The organism is Noviherbaspirillum sp. (genome assembly GCF_036846085.1).
GTDB lineage: Bacteria > Pseudomonadota > Gammaproteobacteria > Burkholderiales > Burkholderiaceae_D > Noviherbaspirillum.
In genome coordinates this window covers 1-22876 of sequence record NZ_DAIUCO010000055.1, presented here as the reverse complement: position 1 = coordinate 22876, position 22876 = coordinate 1, and the positions used below count along the sequence as shown (strand labels likewise).

Sequence of the window (22876 nt, the reverse complement as noted above, 5' to 3'; positions counted from 1 at the left end):
GGATTAAGGAGCGCCGTTAAACGTTCGGCGCGGCACGTTGCATACGGTTTGCCGGCTGTGCCGGCACATACATGAGCCGCGTCTATCCTTAACCAATCACGAATAAAGGCTGGCCGAATTCGACCGGCTGCCCATTTTCGACCAGGATTTGCTTGATGACGCCTGCAGCATCGGCGTCGATCTCATTGAGCAACTTCATTGCTTCAATGATGCAAAGGGTATCGCCTTCCTTTACCGTGGCGCCCACTTCAACGAACGGTGGATTTCCGGGGCCAGACGAGCGATAGAACGTTCCCACCATCGGTGATTTGACGATATGGCCTTCCGGTTCCGCCGGTGCGGCTGCCGTGATGCCGGCCGGTTGAACCGGTGCGGCGCTCGACGTGGCGATCGGTTGCGGCGCTGACTGCGGCTGCATCATGACCACCTGGTTCTGGGGCGCAGCGGAGGATTTCACGATACGAACCTTGCTTTCGCCTTCAGTAACTTCGAGTTCGGCGATATCCGATTCAGCGACCAGGTCGATCAAGGTCTTGAGTTTTCGTAAATCCATAGAATTCCCTTAGAATTATTCGATTTGCAATACAATTGAAATCATCACAATTATATGATGATTGTGGGAAGATAAAGAAAATTACAGTTTTTTAAGTGCGTAATCGATGGCAAAACGGTAGCCTTCGACACCGAGTCCGCAAATGACGCCGGACGCGATGGCAGACAGGTACGAGTGATGGCGAAACGCTTCCCGTTGATGAACATTGGAAATATGAACTTCAATAAACGGGATTGCCACGCCGGCCAATGCATCACGCAGCGCCACGCTGGTATGCGTCAGTCCACCGGGATTGATGACGATCGCATCGACGTTTTCCTGTCGTGCAGAATGTATCCGGTCTATCAAGGCGCCTTCATGATTGCTTTGAAACGCGATGAATGCGGCACCACCGGCCTTGGCTTGTATCGATGCCGCTTGTTCAATATCCGCCAAAGTGGCCGATCCATACACCTCCGGCTCGCGGGTGCCAAGCAGGTTGAGATTCGGACCGTTGATGAGAAGGATATTTTTTGCCATGGAGATAAAACTCCGTTTGACGAGGATGGCGCATTTTGCCGTCAAATGATGCAGATTGGCAAGAACAAATATCCGTTGTCATTGACGCAAGGCTATTGGACTTTCAAATCCGCTTCGACTTCCTTGATATTCAGGCGGCCGAGATAGGTCTTTTTTACTTTGCCATCACTGTCGATCAATACGGTATAGGGAAGGCCGCCGGCCTGATTGCCGAACTGCCGCGATAGCTCCGTGCCGGTTACGCCGGCAGTATAAAGGGGGTACGTGATTTGATGTTTTTTTGCGAATTGCGCGATGTTGGATGCAGAGTCGATGCCGATGCCGATGATTTGCAGGTTTGTGCCCGCATTGGCCGTCTGGAGGGCGGATAATTCCGGCATTTCATCGACGCAGGGTGCGCACCATGTTGCCCAGAAATTCACCAGCAGCGTTTTGTTTTTCCATTTCGACAAAGGCTCCGCATTGCCGTCTACCGTCGGCATGGAGAGATTGAACAGGCTGGTAACAGCATTGGTTTGCGGCGTGTCGGGTTCGAGATTGCGATAACCGAAATAGACGCCCAATGCGGCAAAGAGTATGCCGACGACAATAATTGGCACTAGGTTTTTTCTCATTTATTCTCCGCTTCCTGAATAAGACTCCGCAGCGCGTTCACGTCAGCGCGCTCGACTTTACCGCTCGACGATGTGCGAACCGCGCCCCGGACATCATCAGTTGCATAAATCGCAAGATGTATGCCTTCGTTCTTCCACATGAAGCTGATGATTTCGACCGGCTCGCCCCTGCCTTTGAAGTGGGTGCTTTCGGATACGTCGAAATCGACATTCTTATTGAGAAGGAATATTTCGACATCTTTCGCGCTGTCCGTAAAAAGCTGCAGATGAATATCCGAATGCTCGCCCGCCGTGCCGTTCAGGACCGCGCCGGTAAGGTAAGGCGAGAAACTTGCAAGTTCTTCCATCAATCGCAGTGCCATGCGGCGAAGCGCCATGAGCCGGGCAGGCTGGGTGTCGCCAAAAAACAGCTCATTATAGAGACGCACTTCGTTTTCGATCTGCGCATTGTCCGGCATGACATCGCCCCGCACCTTGGCGTTGCCAAGCACCTGTTTGACCGCTTTCCGCTTAGCCGTACCGTAGTCCGCGCCATCTTCGGCGATCATTCGCGCGGCCGCTGCCGCGATTTCAGCCCGCAGCAGTTCGCTTTCCGATGAGTAATTGCTCATGTCGCTCCAAAAACCGGCAGGGACAGCTTTCCCATGTCGGGTAAAATCTCGCTATTCTATTTTGAATCAGCACAATGCATATCCACATCCTTGGCATCTGCGGCACCTTCATGGGTGGCCTGGCGGTGCTGGCAAAAGAGGCCGGACACAAGGTCACCGGCTGCGACAGCAATGTTTATCCACCGATGAGCACCCAGCTCGAGGCCCAGGGCATAGAGCTTATCGAAGGCTTCAGTCCGGACCAGGTTTCCCTGCAACCGGATTTGTACGTCATCGGCAACGTGGTCTCCCGCGGTAATCCGCTGATGGAAGAGATCCTGAACCGCGGATTGCCGTACACCTCCGGTCCGCAATGGATCGGCGAGCACATTCTGCAAAACAGGTGGGTCCTGGCGGTGGCGGGCACGCATGGGAAGACCACGACGTCATCGATGCTGGCCTGGATACTGGAAGACGCCGGTTACGAGCCAGGGTTCCTGATCGGCGGCGTGCCGATGAATTTCGGCATATCGGCCCGTTTGTCCGGCGGCAAGGGCGGATCGAATTTTTTCGTCATCGAAGCCGACGAATACGATACCGCCTTCTTCGACAAGCGCAGCAAATTTGTCCATTACCGGGCCCGTACCGCAATCCTGAACAACCTCGAGTACGACCACGCCGACATCTTCCCGGATCTTGGCGCGATCGAAACCCAGTTCCATCATCTTGTACGCACCGTTCCCGGTGTCGGGCGGCTGATTGTCAACGGGCGCGAAGATTCGTTGCAGCGGGTAATACAGCGCGGCTGCTGGAGCGAAAAAGAATGGTTTGGCACCGGGGACGATAGTGGGTGGATGTTGGCCAGTCATGCCGATGGCAGCTTCGATGTGATGTTCAACGGCGCGCCGCAAGGCAGGGTCGAATGGTCGCTGACCGGCGAACACAATCGTATGAACGGGCTTGCCGCCATCGCCGCCGCCCGCCATGTCGGCGTAGCGCCGTCACAGGCCATCACGTCGCTGTCAAGGTTCGAAAGCGTGAAGCGCCGCATGGAAGTGCGCGGCGTCGCCGGCGGGATCACGGTGTACGACGATTTTGCCCATCACCCCACCGCGATCGCCACCACCGTCGACGGTTTGCGCAAGAAAATTGGCGCCGCCCGCATTCTCGCAGTCCTGGAACCCCGGTCAAACACCATGAAGCTGGGCACCATGAAAGATGCGCTGCCGGGGAGCCTGGCCAATGCCGACCTGGTATTCGGTTACGGCGCGCAATCCGGCAAGGAAAGCCTGGGCTGGAACCTGTCCGAGGCGCTTGCGCCGCTCGGGTCGAAGGCGGCCGCCTACCACGACCTGGAGGCGCTGGTGAAGGCCATCGCACACGCCGCGCGCCCGGGCGACCATGTTCTCGTGATGAGCAATGGCGGCTTTGGCGGCGTGCACCAGAAGATCCTGGATGCATTGCCGACATGATTGTTTACCTCCATGGCTTTCGTTCGTCGCCGCTGTCCTTCAAGGCGCGCATGATCGGGCAGCGCCTGGACATTCTGGGACGCGGCGCGGAATACCTGTGCCCGCAATTGCCTGCATCACCGCGTGAAGCAATTGCCCTGGCGTCGGCATTACTCGAACGATATCCGGCAAATGAAGTCGCACTGATCGGCTCCTCCCTGGGCGGGTATTACGCGACCTGGCTGGCTGAAAAGAAGGGTTGCCGCACGGTGCTGCTCAATCCGGCGGTGTCGGCCGCGCGCGACCTGCAAAGCCAGGTCGGCGTGACGACCTCCTACCATTCGTCGGAACCTTTCGAATTCAAGCGCCAATATATTGATGAACTGAACACCTTCCGGATCGACGAAATCACTTCGCCGGAACGCTATTTTCTGGTAGCCGCGACCGGAGACGAAGTGCTCGACTGGCAAGAAATGGTCGCGCATTATCCGGGCGCGAAGCAGAAAGTGATCGATGGAAGCGACCATGGCATTTCCGACTTCGAGCGCCATCTGGACGAAGTGCTGGCGTTCTGCGGCATTGTCGCGGGGACAGGGGACTGATGGTCCGGTCGGTCAACCGGGCGCGCTGGGTTTCGCATGTCAACGGTGTCAATCCGCCGGGGGGCATGCGCGGATGGCTGACCGATCCCTCATCCCTGACGCTAAAGCTGACGCAGCACGGCAGTTTCCGCCTCCAGCGCTTATGGCAGCGGACGGCGCTTTGCCAGCCGGACGAAAGCAGGGCAATCGGTATGCGGCGCCACGTTCGAGTACAGGAGCGCGATGTGTTATTGCGATGCGGTCAACAACCCGTGGTATTTGCGCACACCATTGTGCCGATGGATGCAACGGCGGGCGACTGGCCGTTTTTCAAGACCTTGGGCGAACGTTCAATTGGCACCGTCCTGTTCAGCGATCCGTGCGTGTCGCGCGGACCGATGCAGTATGCGCGCCTGCTGCCGCAACATCCGCTGGCGCGCCGCTCATGCGCTGCGCTCAGTGCAACACCGTTTTCCGCGCCGCTCTTTGCGCGCCGGCGTCTTTTCCGGCGAAAAAAAGGCGTATTGCTGGTTACCGAGATCTTTTTGCCGGCCATTGCCGAAATCGGTCTTGCCAACACATTTCACAAGCAGAACATTGAATGAATCTATTTTTTGAAGAATCCGGCGATTTCAAGGCGGGTGCAGTATTGTCGCAGCAAGGCGAGGCTTACCAGGTCGAAATGCAGACCGGCAAGCGGACGAAGGTCAAGGCGCGCGATGTCCTCCTTCAATTCACGTCGCCCCCGCCGGCACAGTTGCTGACCGAGGCGCAAAGCATCGCCGACGAAATCGATCTCGATTTCCTGTGGGAAGTCGCGGGCCAGGACGAGTTCGGGTTTGCGGAACTCGGCACCGAGTACTTCGGCCACGATCCCAAGCCGCATGAGGCGGCCGGCCTGCTGCTCAGGCTGCACGGCGCGCCGGTGTACTTCTACAAGAAAGGCAAAGGCCGCTACAAGGCGGCGCCGGAAGCTTCCCTGAAGGCAGCCCTGGCGGGCATCGAAAAGAAAAAACAGCAGGCGCAGATCCAGGGGCAATACGTCGAAGAACTGAAGGCCAACCGGTTGCCGGATGCGATCAAGTCGTCGGCACTGCAATTGCTGTTCAAGCCGGACAAGAACAGCATCGAATACAAGGCGCTGGAAGCCGCCTGCAGCGAACTGCAGACCACGCCGCAGCGACTCATGCTGTCGGTCGGCGCCATCGGTTCGCCGAAGGAACTGCATCTGTCGAAATTCCTGTCGGAGCATTTTCCGAAAGGGACGGGCTTTCCGGCCATCGCCATTCCTTCCACACCCAAGCTCCCCGTGGCGGAAGTGCAGGCTTTCTCGATCGATGATGTGACCACCACGGAGATCGATGATGCGTTTTCCGTGACTCGTCTTGACGACGGCAAGGTACGCATCGGTATCCATATCGCTGCGCCTGGACTTGGCATCCGCCGCGATGACGCCGTGGACGCGATTGCCCGCCAACGTCTCTCGACGGTCTATATGCCCGGCGACAAAATCACGATGTTGCCTGACTCGCTGGTCGAGTCGTTCACTTTGGCCGAGGGCAGGACCTGTCCGGCCGTATCGCTGTATGCCACCCTCGATACGGGGGACTGGTCTGTCGTGTCCACCGAAAGCCGCGCCGAAGCGGTGCCGATCGCGACCAACCTTCGCCATAACGATCTGGACGACCTGGTGACCGAAGACAACCTGGCCAATGACGCCGGCGATTATCCGCACAAGGCGGACATCGCATTGCTGTGGCAATGGGCGCAGAAACTGGAGCAGGGACGCATGGCGAAGCGGGAAGGCTTCGGCCTCAAGCCAGAGCAGACCAATCGCGTCGACTTCAATTTCTATGTCGAGAACGACATCGTGACGATCACCCGCCGCAAGCGCGGCGCGCCGCTCGACAAGATCGTGGCCGAACTCATGATTTTCGCGAACAGCAGCTGGGGCAAGCTGATGCACGACCATGGCGTGCCGGGCATCTACCGCAGCCAGGGCGGCGGCGGTGGCGGCTGGGCAGCCAAGATGCAGGTGCGGATGGTGACGCATGCCGCACCGCACCAGGGCCTCGGCGTCGACCAGTATGCATGGAGCACATCGCCGTTGCGGCGCTACACCGACCTCGTCAACCAGTGGCAGATTCTCGCCTGTATCGAACATGGCGTGACCGCGCCGCTGGTCGCGCCGTTCAAGCCGAAGGATGCCGATCTGTTCGCGGTGGTATCCGCCTTCGATGCAGCCTATTCCGCCTATGCCGATTTCCAGTCCTCGATGGAACGTTACTGGTGCCTGCGATGGCTCGCGCAGGAAGGCGCCAGGCATGTGGATGCGGTGGTGCTGAAAGACGAGGTGCTGCGGCTGGTCGATATACCGCTGATCATCCGCCTGGCCGGTATGCCGCAGATGGCACGCGGTACCGAGGTCAAGCTCGATCTGATCCGGTGGGATGAAATCGACCTCACGATAGAGGCGCGCCTGATCGAAGTGGCAAGCGCACCTACCGTACCCGATGACGAAATTGCCATAAGCGAGAGCGAAACAGATACAGAATCTGTTTCCGAATGAAAGCGGACGAAAAGATCGGCTGAAAACGGCGGGCTTTGTCGTAGAATTCAAGGCATTCGCAATAGCCCCTATCCCGCCGCGTGAAGTTGATCCTCCAAAATCGCACCCTGTCCATCGCCATCGGCCTGTCGGTGCTGGCGCATGGCGCTTTGCTCGCGGTGCGTTTCGTGCCCCCGGAAGCGTTCAAGTTCAAGCCGACCGATCCCGGCCTGGAAGTCATCCTAGTCAATGCCAAGCACGACAAGGCGCCACTCAAGGCCGATGCACTCGCGCAGGCGAATCTCGATGGCGGCGGCAATGCCGATGCAGGGCGCGCAAAGTCGCCGCTGCCCGACATGCGCAAGAGCGAGAATGGCGACGGCCTGAAAGCCATGCAACGCCGCATCGAAGAACTCGAGCAGCACCAGCAGCGCATGCTGGCGCAGATGAACCGGAAGACCGACCTCTCTTCGCCGGCGAACGATGACCTAGCCCGTCCGAAGGACCTGCAGCCGCAACCGAACAGCTCCGATGCCACCGAGAGCAGCAGCGCGATCCAGCGCCGCGAGGCCGAGATCGCGCGCAACATCGAGGACTACAACAAGCGTCCGAAGAAAACCCAGATTACGCCGAGCACCAGGGAAGTCGGCTACGCGATCTACTACAAGACGCTGCAGACGAAGATTGAAAAGGTCGGCACGCTGCATTTTCCGCAGCAGGACGGCAAGAAGCTCTACGGCGAACTCGTGATCTACATCCCGGTCTTCCAGGACGGCTCGATCTACCGCAAGGAAGGCGGGCCGAAAGTGCAGATCTCGTCCAAAATACCGGCGCTCGACAAGGCGGCATTACGCATCGTCGAAAAAGCCGCGCCCTTCGGAAGTTTTCCCGGCAACATGCGCTCCACCGGCAAGGACGATGTGTGGGAAATCATCACCCGCTTCAAGTTCACGCGGGAAGAAGGGCTGGAAACCGAATTGCGTGGATCACAATGATGTCCTCTCGGCCTGATCGTTACGCCGTGATCGGCAATCCGATCGCGCACAGCAAATCGCCCGACATTCATGCCCGTTTCGCCGCGGCGACGGCCCAGCATCTGCAGTATGAACGCCTGCTCGCTCCGCTGGACGGTTTCGCGGCAGCGGTGCGCGACTTCATCGGCGGGGGTGGAAAAGGCTTGAATGTGACGGTGCCGTTCAAGCTGGAAGCACACGCCTTCGCCACGGTGCTGACCGAGCGGGCGAGGGCGGCCGGTGCCGTGAATACCTTGCGCTTCGATGGCGCCGACATCCTGGGTGACAATACCGACGGTGTGGGACTGGTGACCGATATCGTCAAGAACGCAGGTGTGGCCGTGCAGTCCAAGAAGGTATTACTGCTGGGTGCCGGCGGTGCTGCACGCGGCGTCGTGCTTCCCCTGTTGATGGAATCGCCCCGGGAACTGGTGATCGCAAACCGCACATTAGCCAGGGCGCAGGAACTCGCCGATACGTTTGGCGCACAAGGACCGGTTCGCGCTTCCGATTTTGGCTCTGTCAGCGACGAGTTCGATATCGTGATCAATGCGACGTCCGCCAGCCTCGCCGATGAAGTGCCACCTGTTGCGCCTACCGTGTTCGGCCCCGAAACCCTGGCGTACGACATGATGTACGGGAAAGCGAATACCGCCTTCATGCGTTTCGCTCTCGACCATGGGGCAGCGGTGCGCGATGGCCTTGGCATGCTGGTGGAACAGGCCGCCGAATCGTTCTTTGTCTGGCGCGGCGTACGTCCCGATACAGCCGCCGTATTTGCCGAACTGCGCGCCCGCCTGTAATTCATGAAACGACTGCGCAAGCTGTTGCTCTGGCTGATCATCGCGCCGCTGCTTGTCGTACTGGCAATGCAGCTCTATTTCTTCCTGCAAATAGGCTGGTGGGTCAACCACAACCCCGGATCGACCAGCTTCATGCGCCAGCAACTGGATGTATTACAGGAGAAGAATCCCTCCGCCCGCCTCAAGCACACCTGGGTCCCGTACGACCGGATATCCAATCATCTCAAGCGCGCCATCATCGCCGCCGAGGACGCCAATTTTTCCGACCACGAAGGCGTGGACTGGGAGGCGATGCAGAAGGCGTATGAAAAAAATACCAGGAAGGGAAAGGTCGTTTCCGGCGGGTCCACCATCACCCAGCAACTTGCCAAGAACCTTTTTCTATCCGGAAAGCGAAGCTATCTGCGCAAGGGCCAGGAAGTCATCATTACCTACATGCTGGAGTTCTGGATGGACAAGGAACGTATCTTTGAAATCTATCTGAACGTGGTGGAGTGGGGCAACGGCGTCTTCGGCGCGGAAGCCGCGGCCCAGCATTATTTCGGCGTGTCAGCGGCTGCGCTGAGTCCGGCGCAGGCGGCGAGGCTCGCGGTCATGCTGCCCAAGCCGCGCTTCTACGACAAGAACCGCAATTCGGGTTACCTGGCGCGCCGGACCAATCTGATTCTTCGGCGCATGGGCGCGGCGGAGTTGCCATGAAGACGACTGCAAATTTGACGACGCAGCGTGGTGCGCTGAGCTTGTTGTGGTGTGCCATATTGGTAGGCGCCGTTGCTGCCGTCGGGATGGCAGCTTTGATGTCCATGCGTCATGAGCGCAATCTTTTTCAGGATGCCTGGGCCAGCCTGATCAACACCCCGGTCGTGAAATCCGTGAAATCCCTTGATCAGGATGTCCGGCCGGCAGCGCCCTCCGGCAAGGACATACGGCGCTGCGTGGTGGATGGAAAGGTCATGTACTCGAATATCGAATGCGGCCCGGACCGGCCCGCCAGCCGTGATGTCGTTCTGCACGACAGCCGCGGGATCGAACCGCCGAAGGCCGTTCCCGCGACCGTGCCTGACAACGCGCCGGCGTCCATGCAGGACCGGATGATGGAAAAGGCCCTGCAGGAGAAGATGACGCCGAGATGACTTGCTTGACCAAGCTCTCAGGAAGCGTGCTTTGGGCTTTTCAAAGCTTGCCTGACTATGGCGTTATCAGTACACTTGCGCTGTTTTCGTTTTTGGAGACCCGTCTTGGGTAGTCCCTATACACATTGTCGGTCGTTGCCAGACGTCCGACCGGCGAGATAGCGCGATACCCGAGCGTCAATGCGCCTCTCGCCGCATGCTGGTGGGCGGGTGCGTCCAGGCCACGGTTCCGGCCGATATCCATGTCGCGATATCGGACCCGCATCCGGCCGCGTTCCCTGACAATTCATTCGACTGCAGCCATGGGGCTGCAGGATGGCCATGCTTCCGGTACAGGAACCATGGTCGGGAGAGCACATGATCAATGTATTCGTCTTGCAAAACGGTCGCCTCAACCAGGTCAACATCGAGACCCGGAACGATCTGGAAAAGGCTGCGCCGGTCTGGGTGGATCTGACCGATCCCAACGACGACGAGCGCGCATGGGTGAAAAGCATCTATGGCGTCACCCTGCCCGGCGAAGATGAAGTCAAGGATATCGAAGCATCGGCGCGCTACTACGAAGCGGAAAACGGCGATCTGCACTTGCGCACCGACTTCCTGCTGGAAGAAGAGGATGGGCCGTCGCGGGTCATCACCGTCGCATTCATCCTCGCGAAAAACATGCTGTTTTCGGTCCATACCGATGACCTGCCGGTGTTCCGGCTGGTGCGCATGCGCGCACGTTCGCGCCCCGGTTCCATCGGCGACTACAAGGATGTGCTTCTTGACCTGTATGCGACCGATGCCGAGTACTCGGCAGATGCGCTCGAAGGAATCTACCAGAGCCTGGAAGAGGTGAGCCGGAGCGTGCTGCAGAAGGAACTCAGCGACCAGGATGCGGCGGAATCGCTGAATGCGATCGCGCAGGAGGAGGACTTGAACGGACGAATCCGACGCAACATGATGGACACCCGGCGCGCGGTCAGCTTCCTGATGCGCGGTCGCCTGCTGAACACCGATCAGTTCGAGGAGGCGCGCCAGATTCTGCGCGACATCGAATCGCTGGACGGCCACACCGCATTCCTCTTCGACAAGATCAACTTTTTGATGGATGCCACCGTCGGTTTTATCAACATCAACCAGAACAAGATCATCAAGATCTTTTCCGTCGCCAGCGTCGCCTTCCTGCCACCGACGCTTATCGCCAGTATTTATGGCATGAATTTCCGCATCCTGCCGGAGCTGAACTGGTCGCTAGGCTACCCGTTCGCGCTGATGCTGATGGTTGGTAGTGCCGTCGCCCCATTCCTTTACTTCCGCCGCCGCGGCTGGCTGAAATAAATCAGCATCGCGGCCAGGATCGACCGCAATGACGGAACGGTCGGCAGAAATCAGCGGGCGGCGCGCTTCAGCTTGGCGAATGAAGCATGTGCGGCGTCCAGCGTTGCCGCGATGACCACATCATCATGCTGGGCCGACACGAAGCCCGCTTCGAATGCCGACGGCGCCAGATAGACGCCCGCATCGAGCATCGCGTGGAAAAATGCGTTGAACGCGTCCTTGTCGCATTTCATCATCGCACCGTAGGTGGCCGGCACCTGCCCAGCGAAATAAATTCCGAACATGCCGCCCACGGCATCGGCGCAGAACGTCACACCCGCCTGCCGCGCCACTTCCGACAAACCGTTCGCCAGCTTCGCGGTCTGCGCTCCGAGGTTTTCGTAAAAACCGGGTTCCTGGATCAGTTTGAGCGTCGTCATGCCGGCAGCGACGGCAACCGGGTTGCCTGACAAGGTGCCGGCCTGGTAGACCCCACCGAGTGGCGCCAGGTGTTTCATGATGTCTTTTCGACCGCCGAACGCCGCCACCGGCAAGCCGCCGCCGATGACCTTGCCGAGCACGGTGAGGTCCGGCGTGATGCCGTACAGCGATTGGGCGCCACCGAGCGCCACCCGGAAACCCGACATGACTTCGTCGAAAATCAGCAGCGCGCCATGTGCAGTGCACAGGCGCCGCATCGCCTGCAGGAATTCCGGCGTGGCGCGCACGAGGTTCATATTGCCTGCCACCGGCTCGACGATGACGCAGGCGATACGGTCGCCCATGCGGGAGAACAATTCTTCCAGTTGCTGGGCATCGTTGTAGTCGAGCACGAGGGTGTGCTTGGCGAAGTCTTCCGGGACGCCGGCGGAGGTCGGGTTGCCGAAGGTGAGCAATCCGCTGCCTGCTTTCACCAGAAGGGAATCGGCATGTCCGTGATAGCAGCCTTCGAACTTAACGATTGCATCGCGCCCGGTGGCGCCGCGCGCCAGGCGCAGGGCACTCATGGCCGCTTCGGTGCCGCTCGAAACGAGACGCACCTGTTCAACCGACGGCAGCAGGCGGCATATTTCTTCCGCCATTTCGATCTCGCCCTCGGTCGGAGCGCCGAAGCTCAGGCCACGGGCGGCGGCATCCTGCACCGCCTGGATGACTTTCGGGTGCGCATGGCCCACGATAGCCGGTCCCCATGAACCAATGTAGTCGATATAACGGCGGTCATCGGCGTCCCAGAAATAGGGGCCTGCGGCTCGGGTAATGAAGCGCGGCGTGCCGCCGACGGACCGGAACGCCCTGACCGGAGAATTGACGCCGCCTGGCGTGGTGATCTGTGCGCGGGCAAAAAGAGTGTCGTTTTGGGAGGTCATGTGAAGCAAAAATAATTATGTGGTGGGGCCGTTTTCGGATTCCTGGGCCCAGAAATAGCGGTCGGGCGTAAGCTTTCCCATGCCCAGCCGATGTGCGTTCGACAACGCCGCATGGGTGAATTCCTGGGCCTCGAATACGGCTTCGGGCACATCCAGGCCATTGGCGAGAAGTGCCGCGATTGCAGCCGACATCGTGCTGCCCGCACCGCTGAAGGAGCCGGACAGGCGTTGCCATGTGTCCTGCCGCACCATGCCGGATTCATCGAACAAAATGTTGCCGACTTCATGCACGTCGCCCGGCGTGCCGGTAACGAGCACGTATTCACAACCCATCCCGATCAGGCGCATCGCATCGGTGGCCATGGTGTCTTCCGTCGAGGGCTCGCGCCAGGTCTCGGCGAGCCGCGACAGTTCGACCGCCGAGGTAAGAAACACGGTTGTCTGGGGAATCAGCAACTCACGTATCGCGACCAGCATGTCCTCGCCGTCCGGGCCCTGGTCGGGCATGGCGGAAATGAACGGATCGAGCACCAGGGGGATGTCGGGATAATCGGAAACGATTTCTGCGATCACCGTCACATTCTCCATGCTGCCCACAACGCCGACCTTGAACGCGGCGACCGGCATGTCTTCGAGCACGACTCTTGCCTGGTCAGCGACCCAGTCCGGATCAATGGGCTGCGCGTCTTCGATGCGCGCCGTGTCCCCGATTAGGATGGCGGTGACAACCGACAAGCCATGGCAACCCATCCCGGCAAATGCTGCCAGATCGGCCTGGACGCCGATGGCGCTCACCGGATCAGTTGCGCCAAAGGTGAGAATGAGTGGAGATGTTTGGTTTTGCACAGCGGGTAGATTAAGATATGCGACTTTGCATTTTACTTGATTGAAGGGCAAGCACCGTGAGTAATAACGAATCGTCGAACCAGGAATTCAAGACCTGGATGTGTTTGATTTGCGGATGGGTGTACGACGAATCGGCGGGCCTCCCCGACGAAGGCATCCCGGCCGGAACGCTTTGGGCCGACGTCCCCATGAACTGGACCTGCCCGGAATGCGGCGCCCGAAAAGAAGACTTTGAAATGGTCGCGCTGTAAAAATTCCCGTTGTCTTCACCTGCATCAAGCATTGCCTGTTTCGCATAAAAACCACGCCAATCCATGACGTGAAGAGAGAGTTGTTCTAAAGCATCTTGCTTTTTGTTACAGTTGCGCCGTATATTGGGCGGTAGCTTAACGAGATTACGTCATGACAATATCAGTGGATAACGCCAGTCTCAAAATAATGGTGATCGACGACAGCAGCACGATTCGTCGCTCCGCGGAAATCTTCCTGGGCCAGGCTGGCTATCAGGTCGTGTTGGCAGACGACGGCTTCGACGCTCTCGCCAAAATGAACGACCACAAGCCGGCCCTGATCTTTTGCGACATCCTGATGCCGCGGCTGGACGGCTATCAGACTTGTGCATTGATCAAGAAAAGCGCCAAGTTCCATACCACGCCGGTCATCATGCTGTCCTCCAAGGATGGTCTTTTCGACCGGGCGCGTGGGGCGATGGTCGGTTCCGATGCCTACCTTACTAAGCCATTTACCAAAGACAGCCTGCTAAAAACGGTGCGCGAGCATACCGCCGACGCCGTTGCCAAATAATTCCGATTTGAAAGTTCAAGATGGCCATTCAAAAAATTCTCGTGGTAGACGACTCCCCTACAGAGCGCTATTTCCTGACCGATATCCTGATCAAGAACGGTTTTTCCGTATCGACCGCCGAGAGCGGCGAGGAAGCGTTATTGAAGGTGAAGGCCGACAAGCCTCAGCTGATCCTGATGGATGTGGTCATGCCAGGCCAGAACGGATTCCAGATCACACGCGCGATCTCCCGCGATCCGGAAACCCAGGACGTGCCCATCATCATCTGCACCAGCAAGAACCAGGAAACGGACCGTATCTGGGGATTGCGCCAGGGAGCGCGCGACTACATCGTCAAGCCGGTCGATCCCCAGGAGCTTCTCTCCAAAATCGCCGCGCTTGGTTAAAGACGACGCCGTCATGAGTCAGACCACTCCGGAACTCTTGTCGAAGCCTGTGCTTGGCAAACGCGACATCGGTGCGCGCCGCACCCGCCTGCGCGAATTCCAGGCACAGCTGGTGGAGCGCATGCAGGCGGTGCGCAGCGGTGCGCAGGAGCATGTCAGTCAGCTAGGCGTCATGATCGGGCAGACCAAATGGCTGCTCAACCTGCGTGAAGCGGGCGAAATCGTCTCCATAGGATCGATTACCGAAGTGCCGCTGACGCAGGAGTGGTTCCTCGGACTGACGAATGTGCGGGGAAGCCTGATCAGCGTCATCGATCTTGCCGCGTTCCAGGGACAGCCTGCGACGCCGATCGACAAGGACAGCCGCATCGTGGCGTTCTCCTCGACCCTTTCCTTCAACAGCGGTCTGCTCGTATCCCGCGTCATGGGTCTGCGCAACGTTTCAGAGATGGAGTTGCAGCCGCAGGAGGATGGCGCCACGCCCTGGATCGCGCAGCGCTACGTCGATCGCGAGTCCCAAGTCTGGACAGAACTCAATTTATCTCTAATCGTGCAAGACCCGCGGTTTTTGCATGTTGGTTTATAAGCCGCTAGGTTGCACGACCAGCCCCACACAGTAATCAGTCATCAGATTTAGGAGACTCAGTAATGGCATTCAAACTACCGTTCTTTTCCAAGGGACAAAAGGAAGGACTTGCTGAGGGCGGGGATCTTGCAGCGCACGTCGGCCAGACCGACGATGCCAACACGGTCGCAGTGCAGGCCGAACCCGGCGATATGACGCCGCCGGCCGCTGCGTCGGCAGATCCATTGATTGTCAATACTGAAACAAATCTGAACGCTACCTTCATCGGCGACGCGCTCCAGAAGAGCGGCGATATCCGCCTGCCGCTGATCGGCAAGATGCCGTTGCAGAAGCAGGTGCGGGTCCTGCTGGTGGTACTCGGCGGTTCGCTGGTTCTCGGCGCTTCCTTCGTGTGGCTGAATTCCAACCAGTCTATTCATGCATCGACCCAGACGCAGATCGCCGGTGACGCGCTGATGCACTCGCAGCGTATCGGTAAGGCGGCGCCTAACGCGATCCAGGGTAATCCGGCCGCGTTCAAACAGCTCGAGGAAAGCCGCAAGGAATTCAACCGCGATCTGTCCGTGCTGCTCAAGGGCGGTGAATACCTCGGACGGGAAATCAGTCCTCCGGACGCGGAAATGGAGACATTGCTGAAAGAAACCGAGAAGATCTGGTTGAATTCCGACAAGGCGGCGGACACCATTCTCAAGCTCAACAAGGAGCTGACGGGTTTCGGAACGACACTGCAGAAACTGAATACGCTGTCCCCGGTGCTGCTTGAACTAACCGAACAGATTTCCACCCTGAAGGCACAGGGTGGTGCATCGCCACGGGAAATTTCCGCAGCCGGCCAGTTGGTCATGTTGACCCAGCGTCTCGGTCGAAGCGCCAACGAATTCCTGACATCCGAAGGTGTGAACCCGGAAACGGCCTTCCTGCTGGGCAAGGACACCAACACCTTCCGTGACATTACCGAAGGCTTCCTGAACGGCAGCGACGTGCTGCGCCTGACAGCGACGCAAGATCCGGACACGCGGGAAAAGCTGACCGAACTGCAGAGCGCGTTTGCCGAATACCAGCAGTCGGTTGCGACGATCCTCGGCAACCTGCAAAACTTCATCGCGGCGAAGCAATCCGAGCAGCTGATCTTTGCTGAAAACGAAACACTGAAACAGCGCCTGACTACCTTGCAGCAATCCTACCGCGGGAAAGAAGACTCGCTGAGCGTCTCCTTCTGGCTGATGCTGGTGAGCGCCATCGCGGCGCTGGTTGCCGCGGTCGGCATCGCTTTGGTGCTGCTGCAGGATAGCCGTAACCGTACCAAGGAAGCGGACATGCGCCGCCAGCAGGCGGAACAGCAGCGTCTCGAAGCGCTGCGCAAGGAAGAAGAAGCGCAGGCTGCGAACGATCAGAACCAGGCCGCGATTTTGCGACTGATGAACGAATTGCAGGAAGTGGCGGACGGCGACTTGACCGTGCAGGCGACGGTGTCGGAAGACATCACCGGTGCGATCGCCGACTCGGTTAACTATACGGTGGAAGAACTGCGCGGCCTGGTGGGCCGGGTAACGAAGACCGCCGAGCAAGTTACTTCCGCGTCCAACCAGGCGCAAAACATTTCCACCGAACTGCTCGCGGCATCCCAGAAGCAGTCGCGCGAGATTCAGGAAACCGGCCAGGCCGTACTTGAAATGGCGGTCCAGATTACCGATGTATCGAAATCCGCGAACGAATCCGCTGACGTGGCACGACAGTCGGTGGCTGCGGCGGAACAGGGCGCGAAAGCGGTGGAAGACGCAATCAAGGGCATGAACGAGATCCGCGAGCAGATCCAGGAAACATCCAAGCGAATCAAGCGTCTCGGCGAATCCTCCCAGGAGATCGGCGAAATCACCGAACTGATTTCCGACATTACCGAACAGACCAACGTGCTGGCGCTGAATGCGGCGATCCAGGCGGCGTCGGCAGGTGAAGCGGGCCGGGGCTTCTCTGTGGTTGCGGAAGAGGTGCAGCGACTGGCGGAACGTTCCGGCGAGGCGACCAAACAGATCGGTGCGCTGGTTCGTACGATTCAGACCGATACCCACGATGCGGTAGCCGCGATGGAAAAATCCACGCAGGGTGTGGTTGAGGGAGCAAAACTGTCCGACGCGGCCGGCGCGGCGCTGTCCGACATCCGTCGCGTCTCGAACCGCCTTGCGGAACTGATTCAAGGGATTTCCTCTGCGACCGAACAGCAGGCAACATCGGCGAACGGCGTTGCGCAGAACATCCAAAACATCCTGACCGTTACCGAACAGACGCAGGAAGGTACGCAACAGACCGCGCAGTCGATTCACGAACTGTCCATGCTGGCTGAAGAACTCAAGAACTCGGTATCGCGTTTCCGCGTGACTGCCTGACCCCAGTCCGGTGTTCGCCTGTACCGGCTTGCCGCCAATTCGTAATGCCAGGCGATAAACCGTCGTTTCGGTTTGTCGCCTTTTGAACCTCCGCGAGGCAGTCATGACAACCCCTTCTTCCGCCATCACGCAGGGCGTTCGAGATACTTTCGATACCGGACCGTTGTCTTGGGTGATGGGAGAAATCCGCGAAGCCCTCGGCCGCTCCAAAGCCGCCTTGTACGAGGCTGCCGCACAGGATGCCGAAGCGCAATCAACCACTCTTCGCCATGCCAAGAGCTATCTGCACCAGGCCCATGGCGCCCTGCAGATCGTTGATGTCGACGGCGTTTCCATCATTACCGAGACCGTCGAGGATCTCCTCGACCGGGTCGATACCAAGCAGCTCCAGTTCAACAGTGCAATGGCACAGGCCATCGACCACGGCTATCTGGCCCTGGTGGAATACCTGGAGGAGCTGCTGTCCGGTTTGCCGCATCAGCCGGTCCGGCTGTTCCCGTACTACCGAGCGCTGCTGGAAGTGCGCGGCGCGGAACGCATCCATCCCGCGGACCTGTTCTTCCCGAACCTGGCGATCCGCCCCCAGTTGCCGGTCGCATCGGCAGCCACGGCAAAGCCCGACTATGCGGCGCTTCGCCAGCGGTTTGAAAGGGCATTGCTGCCGTTTCTGAAAAGCACCGATCGAACCGCCGAACTGGCCAACGCAACTGTCCTGCGCGATGTCGTCGCCGAAATCGACAGGATGCAGAGCGCGCCGCAGTCCAGGGCGTTCTGGTGGGTGATGCATGGTTTTGCCGAAGCAGTCGCCGCAGGCAAGATTCCGAAAGAAATCTACGTCAAGCAGCTTTTCGCACGAATCAATCTGCAGATCCGTCGCCTGAGCCAGGGATCGTCAAGCATCGCCGAAAGACTGTTGCGCGATGCGTTGTTCTTCATCGCGCAGATGACCGATCCGTCACCGCGTGCCGTCCAGATCCGCAATGCCTATCAGCTCGACGGACTGGTTCCGGCGGATTACGAGATCAAGCGCTACGGACAAATCAACCTCGACGCCCTGGCGGCGGCGAAAGAGCGGCTGTCGCAGGCGAAGAACCTGTGGAACCGTATCGCCGGCGGCGACGTCAGCGGCGCGGATACGTTTGAACACGAAATGCATGCGCTGGCCGATGCCGGCGCCAAACTCAACGCACCGGCGCTGACGAAGCTGTTACGGGAACTCAGCGGCATATCCCGGCATGCCGCGCGCGGTACGGCCGGTGAAAGCCTTGGGCTGGAAATGGCCACCAGCCTGCTCTTCATCGAAAACGCACTCGGCAATATCGGCCGCCTTCCCGACAACTTCGCTGAACGTGCGGACGCCATGACGGCGCGCCTGCTGTCCATCGTTGCCGGTCAGCAGCCTGTGGAAACGGCGCAGTGGCTGGATGACATGTCGCGCGAGGCGCAGCAGCGCCAGACGATGACGGTGCTCGCCGGTGAAATGCAGAACAGCCTGCGCCAGGTCGAAAAGATGCTGGACGAGTATTTCAGGGACCCGGCACAGCAAAACGCGTTGGGGCAGCTGGACACCATCCTGTACCAGATCGAAGGCGCGATGGCGATCCTCGACCAGGACGACGCGATGCGCACCATCCAGCACACGCGCGCCGCGGTCAAGCGGTTCGCCGCAGCGGAAGCGGATGTGGCGCCGGAACAGCAGGAATTCCAGCAGGTGGCGGAGAATGTCGGTGCACTGAGCTTCTTCATCGAGACCTTGCAGCACAACGCAAGCAGCGCGAAGCAGCGCTTTTCCTATGATGAAGAGCGCGGCGTATTCCGGGCCAGCGTGGTGGAAAAGGGCCCCGCGCCTGAACCGATCGTGGAGGATCCCGGCCCTTTTGAGCCGGTGGCCGAGACTGACGGTCCAGCGGTGCCCGGCGCTGAAACCGTGGTCTTGTCCACTGTGGAGGACGAACTCGAGCTCCATCTGCAGCAGTCAGCGGAGCTTGCGCTCTCGCTCAGCGCGGAACCCGGCAACCAGGAATTGCAGGAACAGCTCAAGGAATCGCTGGAACAGATCCGCCGCGATGCCGCACTGGTCGACAATCCGGAAGCCAACGACCTTGCGGAAGCCGGCATCGAAGCGCTCAACCGCGCCGATATCGCCGCGTCCACGCAGGTCTTGGCACCCATCGTCAGCAATCCTGCTCCGGCAGTGCCGGCAGCCCCCACGGCATCCGTGGCGCCCGAAACAGTCACCCCGGAAACCGATGAGGCTGTGGACGCCGAGTTGCTGGAAATCTTCCTGATGGAAGCCGAGGAGGTGCTGGAATGCGTCGGCCAGACCGTTCCCGCGGCACGCAGTGAGCCCAGCAATCAGGAACACCTTACGACACTGCGCCGTTCTTTTCACACGCTCAAGGGCAGCGGCCGCATGGTTGGACTGGTTGCCTTCGGCGAAGCCGCCTGGAGCATCGAGCAGGTGCTGAACCTGCGCTTGTCGGACGCACGTCCGGGCGACGCGGATCTGTATGCCTTGCTGGATAAAGCGGCAGAACTCCTCGGCGCCTGGGTGCAGGATCTGAAGACACAAGGACGCTCCAGCCGCACCTCGCATGCGCTGGTTGCTGCTGCAGAGCGGATCAAGTCGGGCCAGAGCTTCCTGTTCGAGGAAACAGCTTCCGGCCTGCAGGCCGAACCGCAATCCGATACCGCGCCTGACTCGGCATCCGAGGCTGAATCCGCACTGGACCTCACTGGAGCCGGCAGCAATGATCAGCCGGAGATTTCGGACGAATCGAACGCAATTGCCTTGGACGGCGTCCCGGTCGACGTGGCGCCCGCCACGCCCGCGGCGGCAGACATCCTGCCGGAATCGTTGACGGCGTCCCTGATCGAATCGCTGGTCGAGCCCGAAGCAGCTCAGGTTTCGTCCCCGTCGCCTGATTTGCCGATCGATGACGTGCGGGAGTTTGAACCGGCATTCGAGCTGGCGACAGAGCTGGCGCCGGAATTGCCCGCCGATGCAACGCAGGAAATTGCCGCGGTCGAAGCTCTGCCTTCCTTCGACATCGCGGCCGATTTCATGCAAGAGACTGCCCTCGAACCGGTGGCAGCCTTGCCGGAAGCCGAAGAGATCGAGTTGTCTGATGCCGACATGGCCATGTTTGACAGCGGCAACTCCGCTGTCGGAGCCACCGAAGAAACCGAAGCGCCGGCAGTCGCAGACTTCATCGCTACGGACGACATTCCCGCGTTGACCGACTCCGGTACTGTCGAGGAATTCCCGATAGTGCTGGAACTGGATGCTGTCGAAGAAGTGCAGGCAGAGCCCGTGTTTGCGGCTTCGCCGCGTGCATCGGTCGCCGAAGTCATCGACTTCCCCACCATGACCCCGGCCGCGCCAGTCAGCAACGACAACGTCAAGCGTATTGGTGACCTGGAAATCAGCGTCCCGCTGCACAATATCTACCTTGCCGAAACCGACGAACTGGTCCGCCTGCTTGCCAACGATATCGCCGAATGGCGGCATGAGCCGGAACGCCGGGTCAGCATCCAGGCGGTCCACGCCGCGCATTCGCTGGCCGGCAGCTCCGCGACGGTCGGTTTCAATGCCTTGCAGGAAGTCGCGCACGCACTGGAGATGGTGCTGCAGTTCCTGATGCGAAAAGCGGTTCGCCTGGCTGACCGCGAATACGACACGCTGGAACAAAGCGTGGAACGGTTGAAACTGATGCTGCAGACCTTCGCGTTGGGAGAAATGCCCCAGCACGAACCGGAATTCGTGCTGCTCCTTTCAAGGATGCTGCGCGAGATCGAAGCACGTTCCGATACCCAGATCGAGATCCAGCCGCAGGCCCCGCTCGCAGTCGAGTTCGATCTGCCTGAGGAGGAGCATGTGGAGACAGCGGCCGAATTGCCAGCCGCTGCGGCATCGACGATTGATGCATCAACCGCGGAGCCTGCCGAATCCGCCGAGTCCCTGCTGCAGGACAATGCCCCGGAAGAGCCGGTCGCGGAGTCGGAAGTAGCATTCCAGTCCGTCCAGGCGCAGCCGGCGGTTCGTCAGGAGGCGGTTTTCACCAGCCCGTCTGACGACACGCCGCACCCGGCAATCGTCGTCAACGATGATCTGGATGCGGACCTGCTGCCGGTCTTCCTTGAGGAAGGACGCGACATGTTGCCCGAGATGGGGCAGGTGTTGCGGTCATGGCAGGGCGAGCTGGGCAGTGCTGTCTGGCCGCAATCGATGCTGCGTTTGCTGCATACCCTCAAGGGCAGCGCACGGATGGCCGGTGCGATGGCGCTTGGCCAGCACCTGCACGACATGGAGTCGCGCATCGAGAACATCATGCACCTGAGCTCGCCGACCGCATTGTCGGTCGACGACTTGCTGGTACGCTACGACGATGCCTTGCAACTCTTCGAGCAGTTGCAGAATCCCTCCGCTTCCAAGCCGGCTGCGCAGCAGGCGCCGGTGCAGGGCGAATCCATGTCAGCTGAAGTATCGAATCCGTTCGTCAAGGGCGACGAGCCTGCTGAACCGGTAGTGCTGACGTCGGTGATGCCGGTTCCGAGCGGCCGCTTCATCGCGCCGAAAGCGCCTGAAGCCGCCCCTGTTCCCGCTGCCGCCGGTTCCGCGTCGGTTCCGCTGGTGCGGGTCCGCGCCGACATCCTCGACCGGCTGGTCAACCAGGCCGGTGAGGTGTCGATCGCGCGTTCGAAGATCGAAACCGAAGTCGGCACGCTGCGCCAGTCGCTGTCGGAGCTGACCGAAAACGTCGGACGTCTGCGCGACCAGCTGCGCGAGATCGAAATGCAGGCGGAATCGCAGATCACCTCCCGCATGGCACATTCGGCCGACCGTGAGTTCGATCCGCTGGAGTTCGACCGCTTCACCCGCCTGCAGGAACTGACCCGCATGATGGCCGAAAGCGTCAACGACGTCGGCTCGGTACAGCAGAACCTGAGCCGCACGCTGGACAGCGCCACCGGCGACCTGTCGATCCAGGCACGGCTCACCCGTGACCTGCAGCAGGATCTGATGCGGGTGCGCATGGTCCAGTTCGCCAGCATCTCCGAGCGCCTCTACCGCGTGACGCGGCAGACCGCGAAGGAAATGGACAAGCGTGTCAACCTCGATATCCGCGGCAGCGCGGTGGAGATCGACCGGGGCGTGCTGGAGAAGATGACCGGTCCGTTCGAGCACCTGCTGCGCAATGCGATCGTGCATGGCATCGAGTCCCGTGCCTCGCGCCGTTCGGCAGGAAAGAATGAAACCGGCGAACTGCTGGTTGAAATCCGCCAGGAAGGTAACGAGGTCGTCATCCAGTTCTCCGACGACGGACAAGGCCTCAATCTCGACAATATCCGCAAGAAGGCGCGCCAGGTAGGCTTGCTGACCGACGACACCAAAC

Annotated in this window: 21 protein-coding genes; 15 read left to right on the top strand and 6 right to left on the bottom strand. The window is 59.7% G+C overall.

The window, feature by feature from the left end; translation table 11 throughout:
- Positions 1 to 88: 88 nt before the first annotated feature.
- From accB to V7080_RS08830, 4 genes are all read right to left on the bottom strand, one after another.
- Positions 89 to 553: an acetyl-CoA carboxylase biotin carboxyl carrier protein gene (gene accB / locus V7080_RS08845; protein ID WP_334188029.1), complete on the bottom strand. Its 465-nt coding sequence runs from the start codon at positions 551 to 553 to the stop codon at positions 89 to 91.
- Positions 554 to 634: 81 nt separating this feature from the next.
- The gene (gene aroQ, locus V7080_RS08840) at positions 635 to 1072 is read right to left on the bottom strand and encodes a type II 3-dehydroquinate dehydratase (RefSeq protein ID WP_334188028.1); all 438 of its coding nucleotides are present in this window, start codon (positions 1070 to 1072) and stop codon (positions 635 to 637) included.
- 92 nt (positions 1073 to 1164) lie between these two features.
- Entirely contained in the window at positions 1165 to 1686 is a 522-nt protein-coding gene (locus V7080_RS08835; protein WP_334188027.1) for a TlpA disulfide reductase family protein, read from the bottom strand.
- Positions 1683 to 2297, bottom strand: a complete 615-nt coding sequence (locus V7080_RS08830) for a hypothetical protein (RefSeq protein ID WP_334188026.1) — start codon at positions 2295 to 2297, stop codon at positions 1683 to 1685. Before V7080_RS08830 ends, V7080_RS08835 begins: the two co-directional genes overlap by 4 nt.
- Positions 2298 to 2371: 74 nt before the next feature.
- On the opposite strand from V7080_RS08830, the gene mpl reads away from it, so the two are divergent.
- From mpl to corA, 9 genes are all read left to right on the top strand, one after another.
- On the top strand, positions 2372 to 3748 hold the full coding sequence (mpl, locus tag V7080_RS08825) for a UDP-N-acetylmuramate:L-alanyl-gamma-D-glutamyl-meso-diaminopimelate ligase (RefSeq protein ID WP_334188025.1): 1377 nt from the start codon (positions 2372 to 2374) through the stop codon (positions 3746 to 3748).
- Positions 3745 to 4329, top strand: a complete 585-nt coding sequence (locus V7080_RS08820) for a YqiA/YcfP family alpha/beta fold hydrolase (protein ID WP_334188024.1) — start codon at positions 3745 to 3747, stop codon at positions 4327 to 4329. Before mpl ends, V7080_RS08820 begins: the two co-directional genes overlap by 4 nt.
- Complete coding sequence (locus V7080_RS08815) at positions 4329 to 4913, top strand: chorismate--pyruvate lyase family protein (protein ID WP_334188023.1); 585 nt, start codon at positions 4329 to 4331, stop codon at positions 4911 to 4913. Before V7080_RS08820 ends, V7080_RS08815 begins: the two co-directional genes overlap by 1 nt.
- On the top strand, positions 4910 to 6877 hold the full coding sequence (locus V7080_RS08810; protein WP_334188022.1) for a ribonuclease catalytic domain-containing protein: 1968 nt from the start codon (positions 4910 to 4912) through the stop codon (positions 6875 to 6877). Before V7080_RS08815 ends, V7080_RS08810 begins: the two co-directional genes overlap by 4 nt.
- An 80-nt stretch (positions 6878 to 6957) precedes the next feature.
- Positions 6958 to 7851 carry an energy transducer TonB gene (locus tag V7080_RS08805; protein WP_334188021.1) on the top strand — a complete coding sequence of 298 codons (894 nt, stop codon included), beginning with the start codon at positions 6958 to 6960 and terminating at the stop codon, positions 7849 to 7851.
- Entirely contained in the window at positions 7851 to 8672 is an 822-nt protein-coding gene (gene aroE / locus V7080_RS08800; RefSeq protein WP_334188020.1) for a shikimate dehydrogenase, read from the top strand. Before V7080_RS08805 ends, aroE begins: the two co-directional genes overlap by 1 nt.
- Positions 8673 to 8675: 3 nt before the next feature.
- Positions 8676 to 9371 (top strand): monofunctional biosynthetic peptidoglycan transglycosylase, encoded by a 696-nt coding sequence (gene mtgA / locus V7080_RS08795; protein WP_334188019.1) that lies wholly within the window; start codon positions 8676 to 8678, stop codon positions 9369 to 9371.
- Entirely contained in the window at positions 9368 to 9805 is a 438-nt protein-coding gene (locus tag V7080_RS08790) for a hypothetical protein (RefSeq protein WP_334188018.1), read from the top strand. The genes mtgA and V7080_RS08790 overlap by 4 nt, the downstream gene beginning before the upstream one ends.
- A 357-nt stretch (positions 9806 to 10162) precedes the next feature.
- The gene (gene corA, locus V7080_RS08785; protein WP_334188017.1) at positions 10163 to 11128 is read left to right on the top strand and encodes a magnesium/cobalt transporter CorA; all 966 of its coding nucleotides are present in this window, start codon (positions 10163 to 10165) and stop codon (positions 11126 to 11128) included.
- Between the two features lie 50 nt (positions 11129 to 11178).
- On the opposite strand, the gene hemL is transcribed toward corA, so the two are convergent.
- Positions 11179 to 12474: a glutamate-1-semialdehyde 2,1-aminomutase gene (hemL, locus tag V7080_RS08780; protein ID WP_334188016.1), complete on the bottom strand. Its 1296-nt coding sequence runs from the start codon at positions 12472 to 12474 to the stop codon at positions 11179 to 11181.
- 15 nt (positions 12475 to 12489) lie between these two features.
- Positions 12490 to 13320, bottom strand: a complete 831-nt coding sequence (gene thiD / locus V7080_RS08775) for a bifunctional hydroxymethylpyrimidine kinase/phosphomethylpyrimidine kinase (protein ID WP_334188015.1) — start codon at positions 13318 to 13320, stop codon at positions 12490 to 12492.
- 98 nt (positions 13321 to 13418) lie between these two features.
- On the opposite strand from thiD, the gene V7080_RS08770 reads away from it, so the two are divergent.
- The 6 genes from V7080_RS08770 to V7080_RS08745 all read left to right on the top strand — a co-directional run.
- Complete coding sequence (locus tag V7080_RS08770; RefSeq protein ID WP_334188030.1) at positions 13419 to 13571, top strand: rubredoxin; 153 nt, start codon at positions 13419 to 13421, stop codon at positions 13569 to 13571.
- 151 nt (positions 13572 to 13722) lie between these two features.
- The gene (locus V7080_RS08765; RefSeq protein WP_334188014.1) at positions 13723 to 14124 is read left to right on the top strand and encodes a response regulator; all 402 of its coding nucleotides are present in this window, start codon (positions 13723 to 13725) and stop codon (positions 14122 to 14124) included.
- Between the two features lie 20 nt (positions 14125 to 14144).
- Complete coding sequence (locus V7080_RS08760) at positions 14145 to 14510, top strand: response regulator transcription factor (RefSeq protein ID WP_326859951.1); 366 nt, start codon at positions 14145 to 14147, stop codon at positions 14508 to 14510.
- Between the two features lie 13 nt (positions 14511 to 14523).
- Entirely contained in the window at positions 14524 to 15096 is a 573-nt protein-coding gene (locus V7080_RS08755) for a chemotaxis protein CheW (protein WP_334188013.1), read from the top strand.
- Between the two features lie 62 nt (positions 15097 to 15158).
- On the top strand, positions 15159 to 17480 hold the full coding sequence (locus V7080_RS08750; RefSeq protein WP_334188012.1) for a methyl-accepting chemotaxis protein: 2322 nt from the start codon (positions 15159 to 15161) through the stop codon (positions 17478 to 17480).
- 103 nt (positions 17481 to 17583) lie between these two features.
- On the top strand, positions 17584 to 22876 hold a 5293-nt coding region (locus tag V7080_RS08745; protein ID WP_334188011.1), incomplete at its 3' end, for an Hpt domain-containing protein.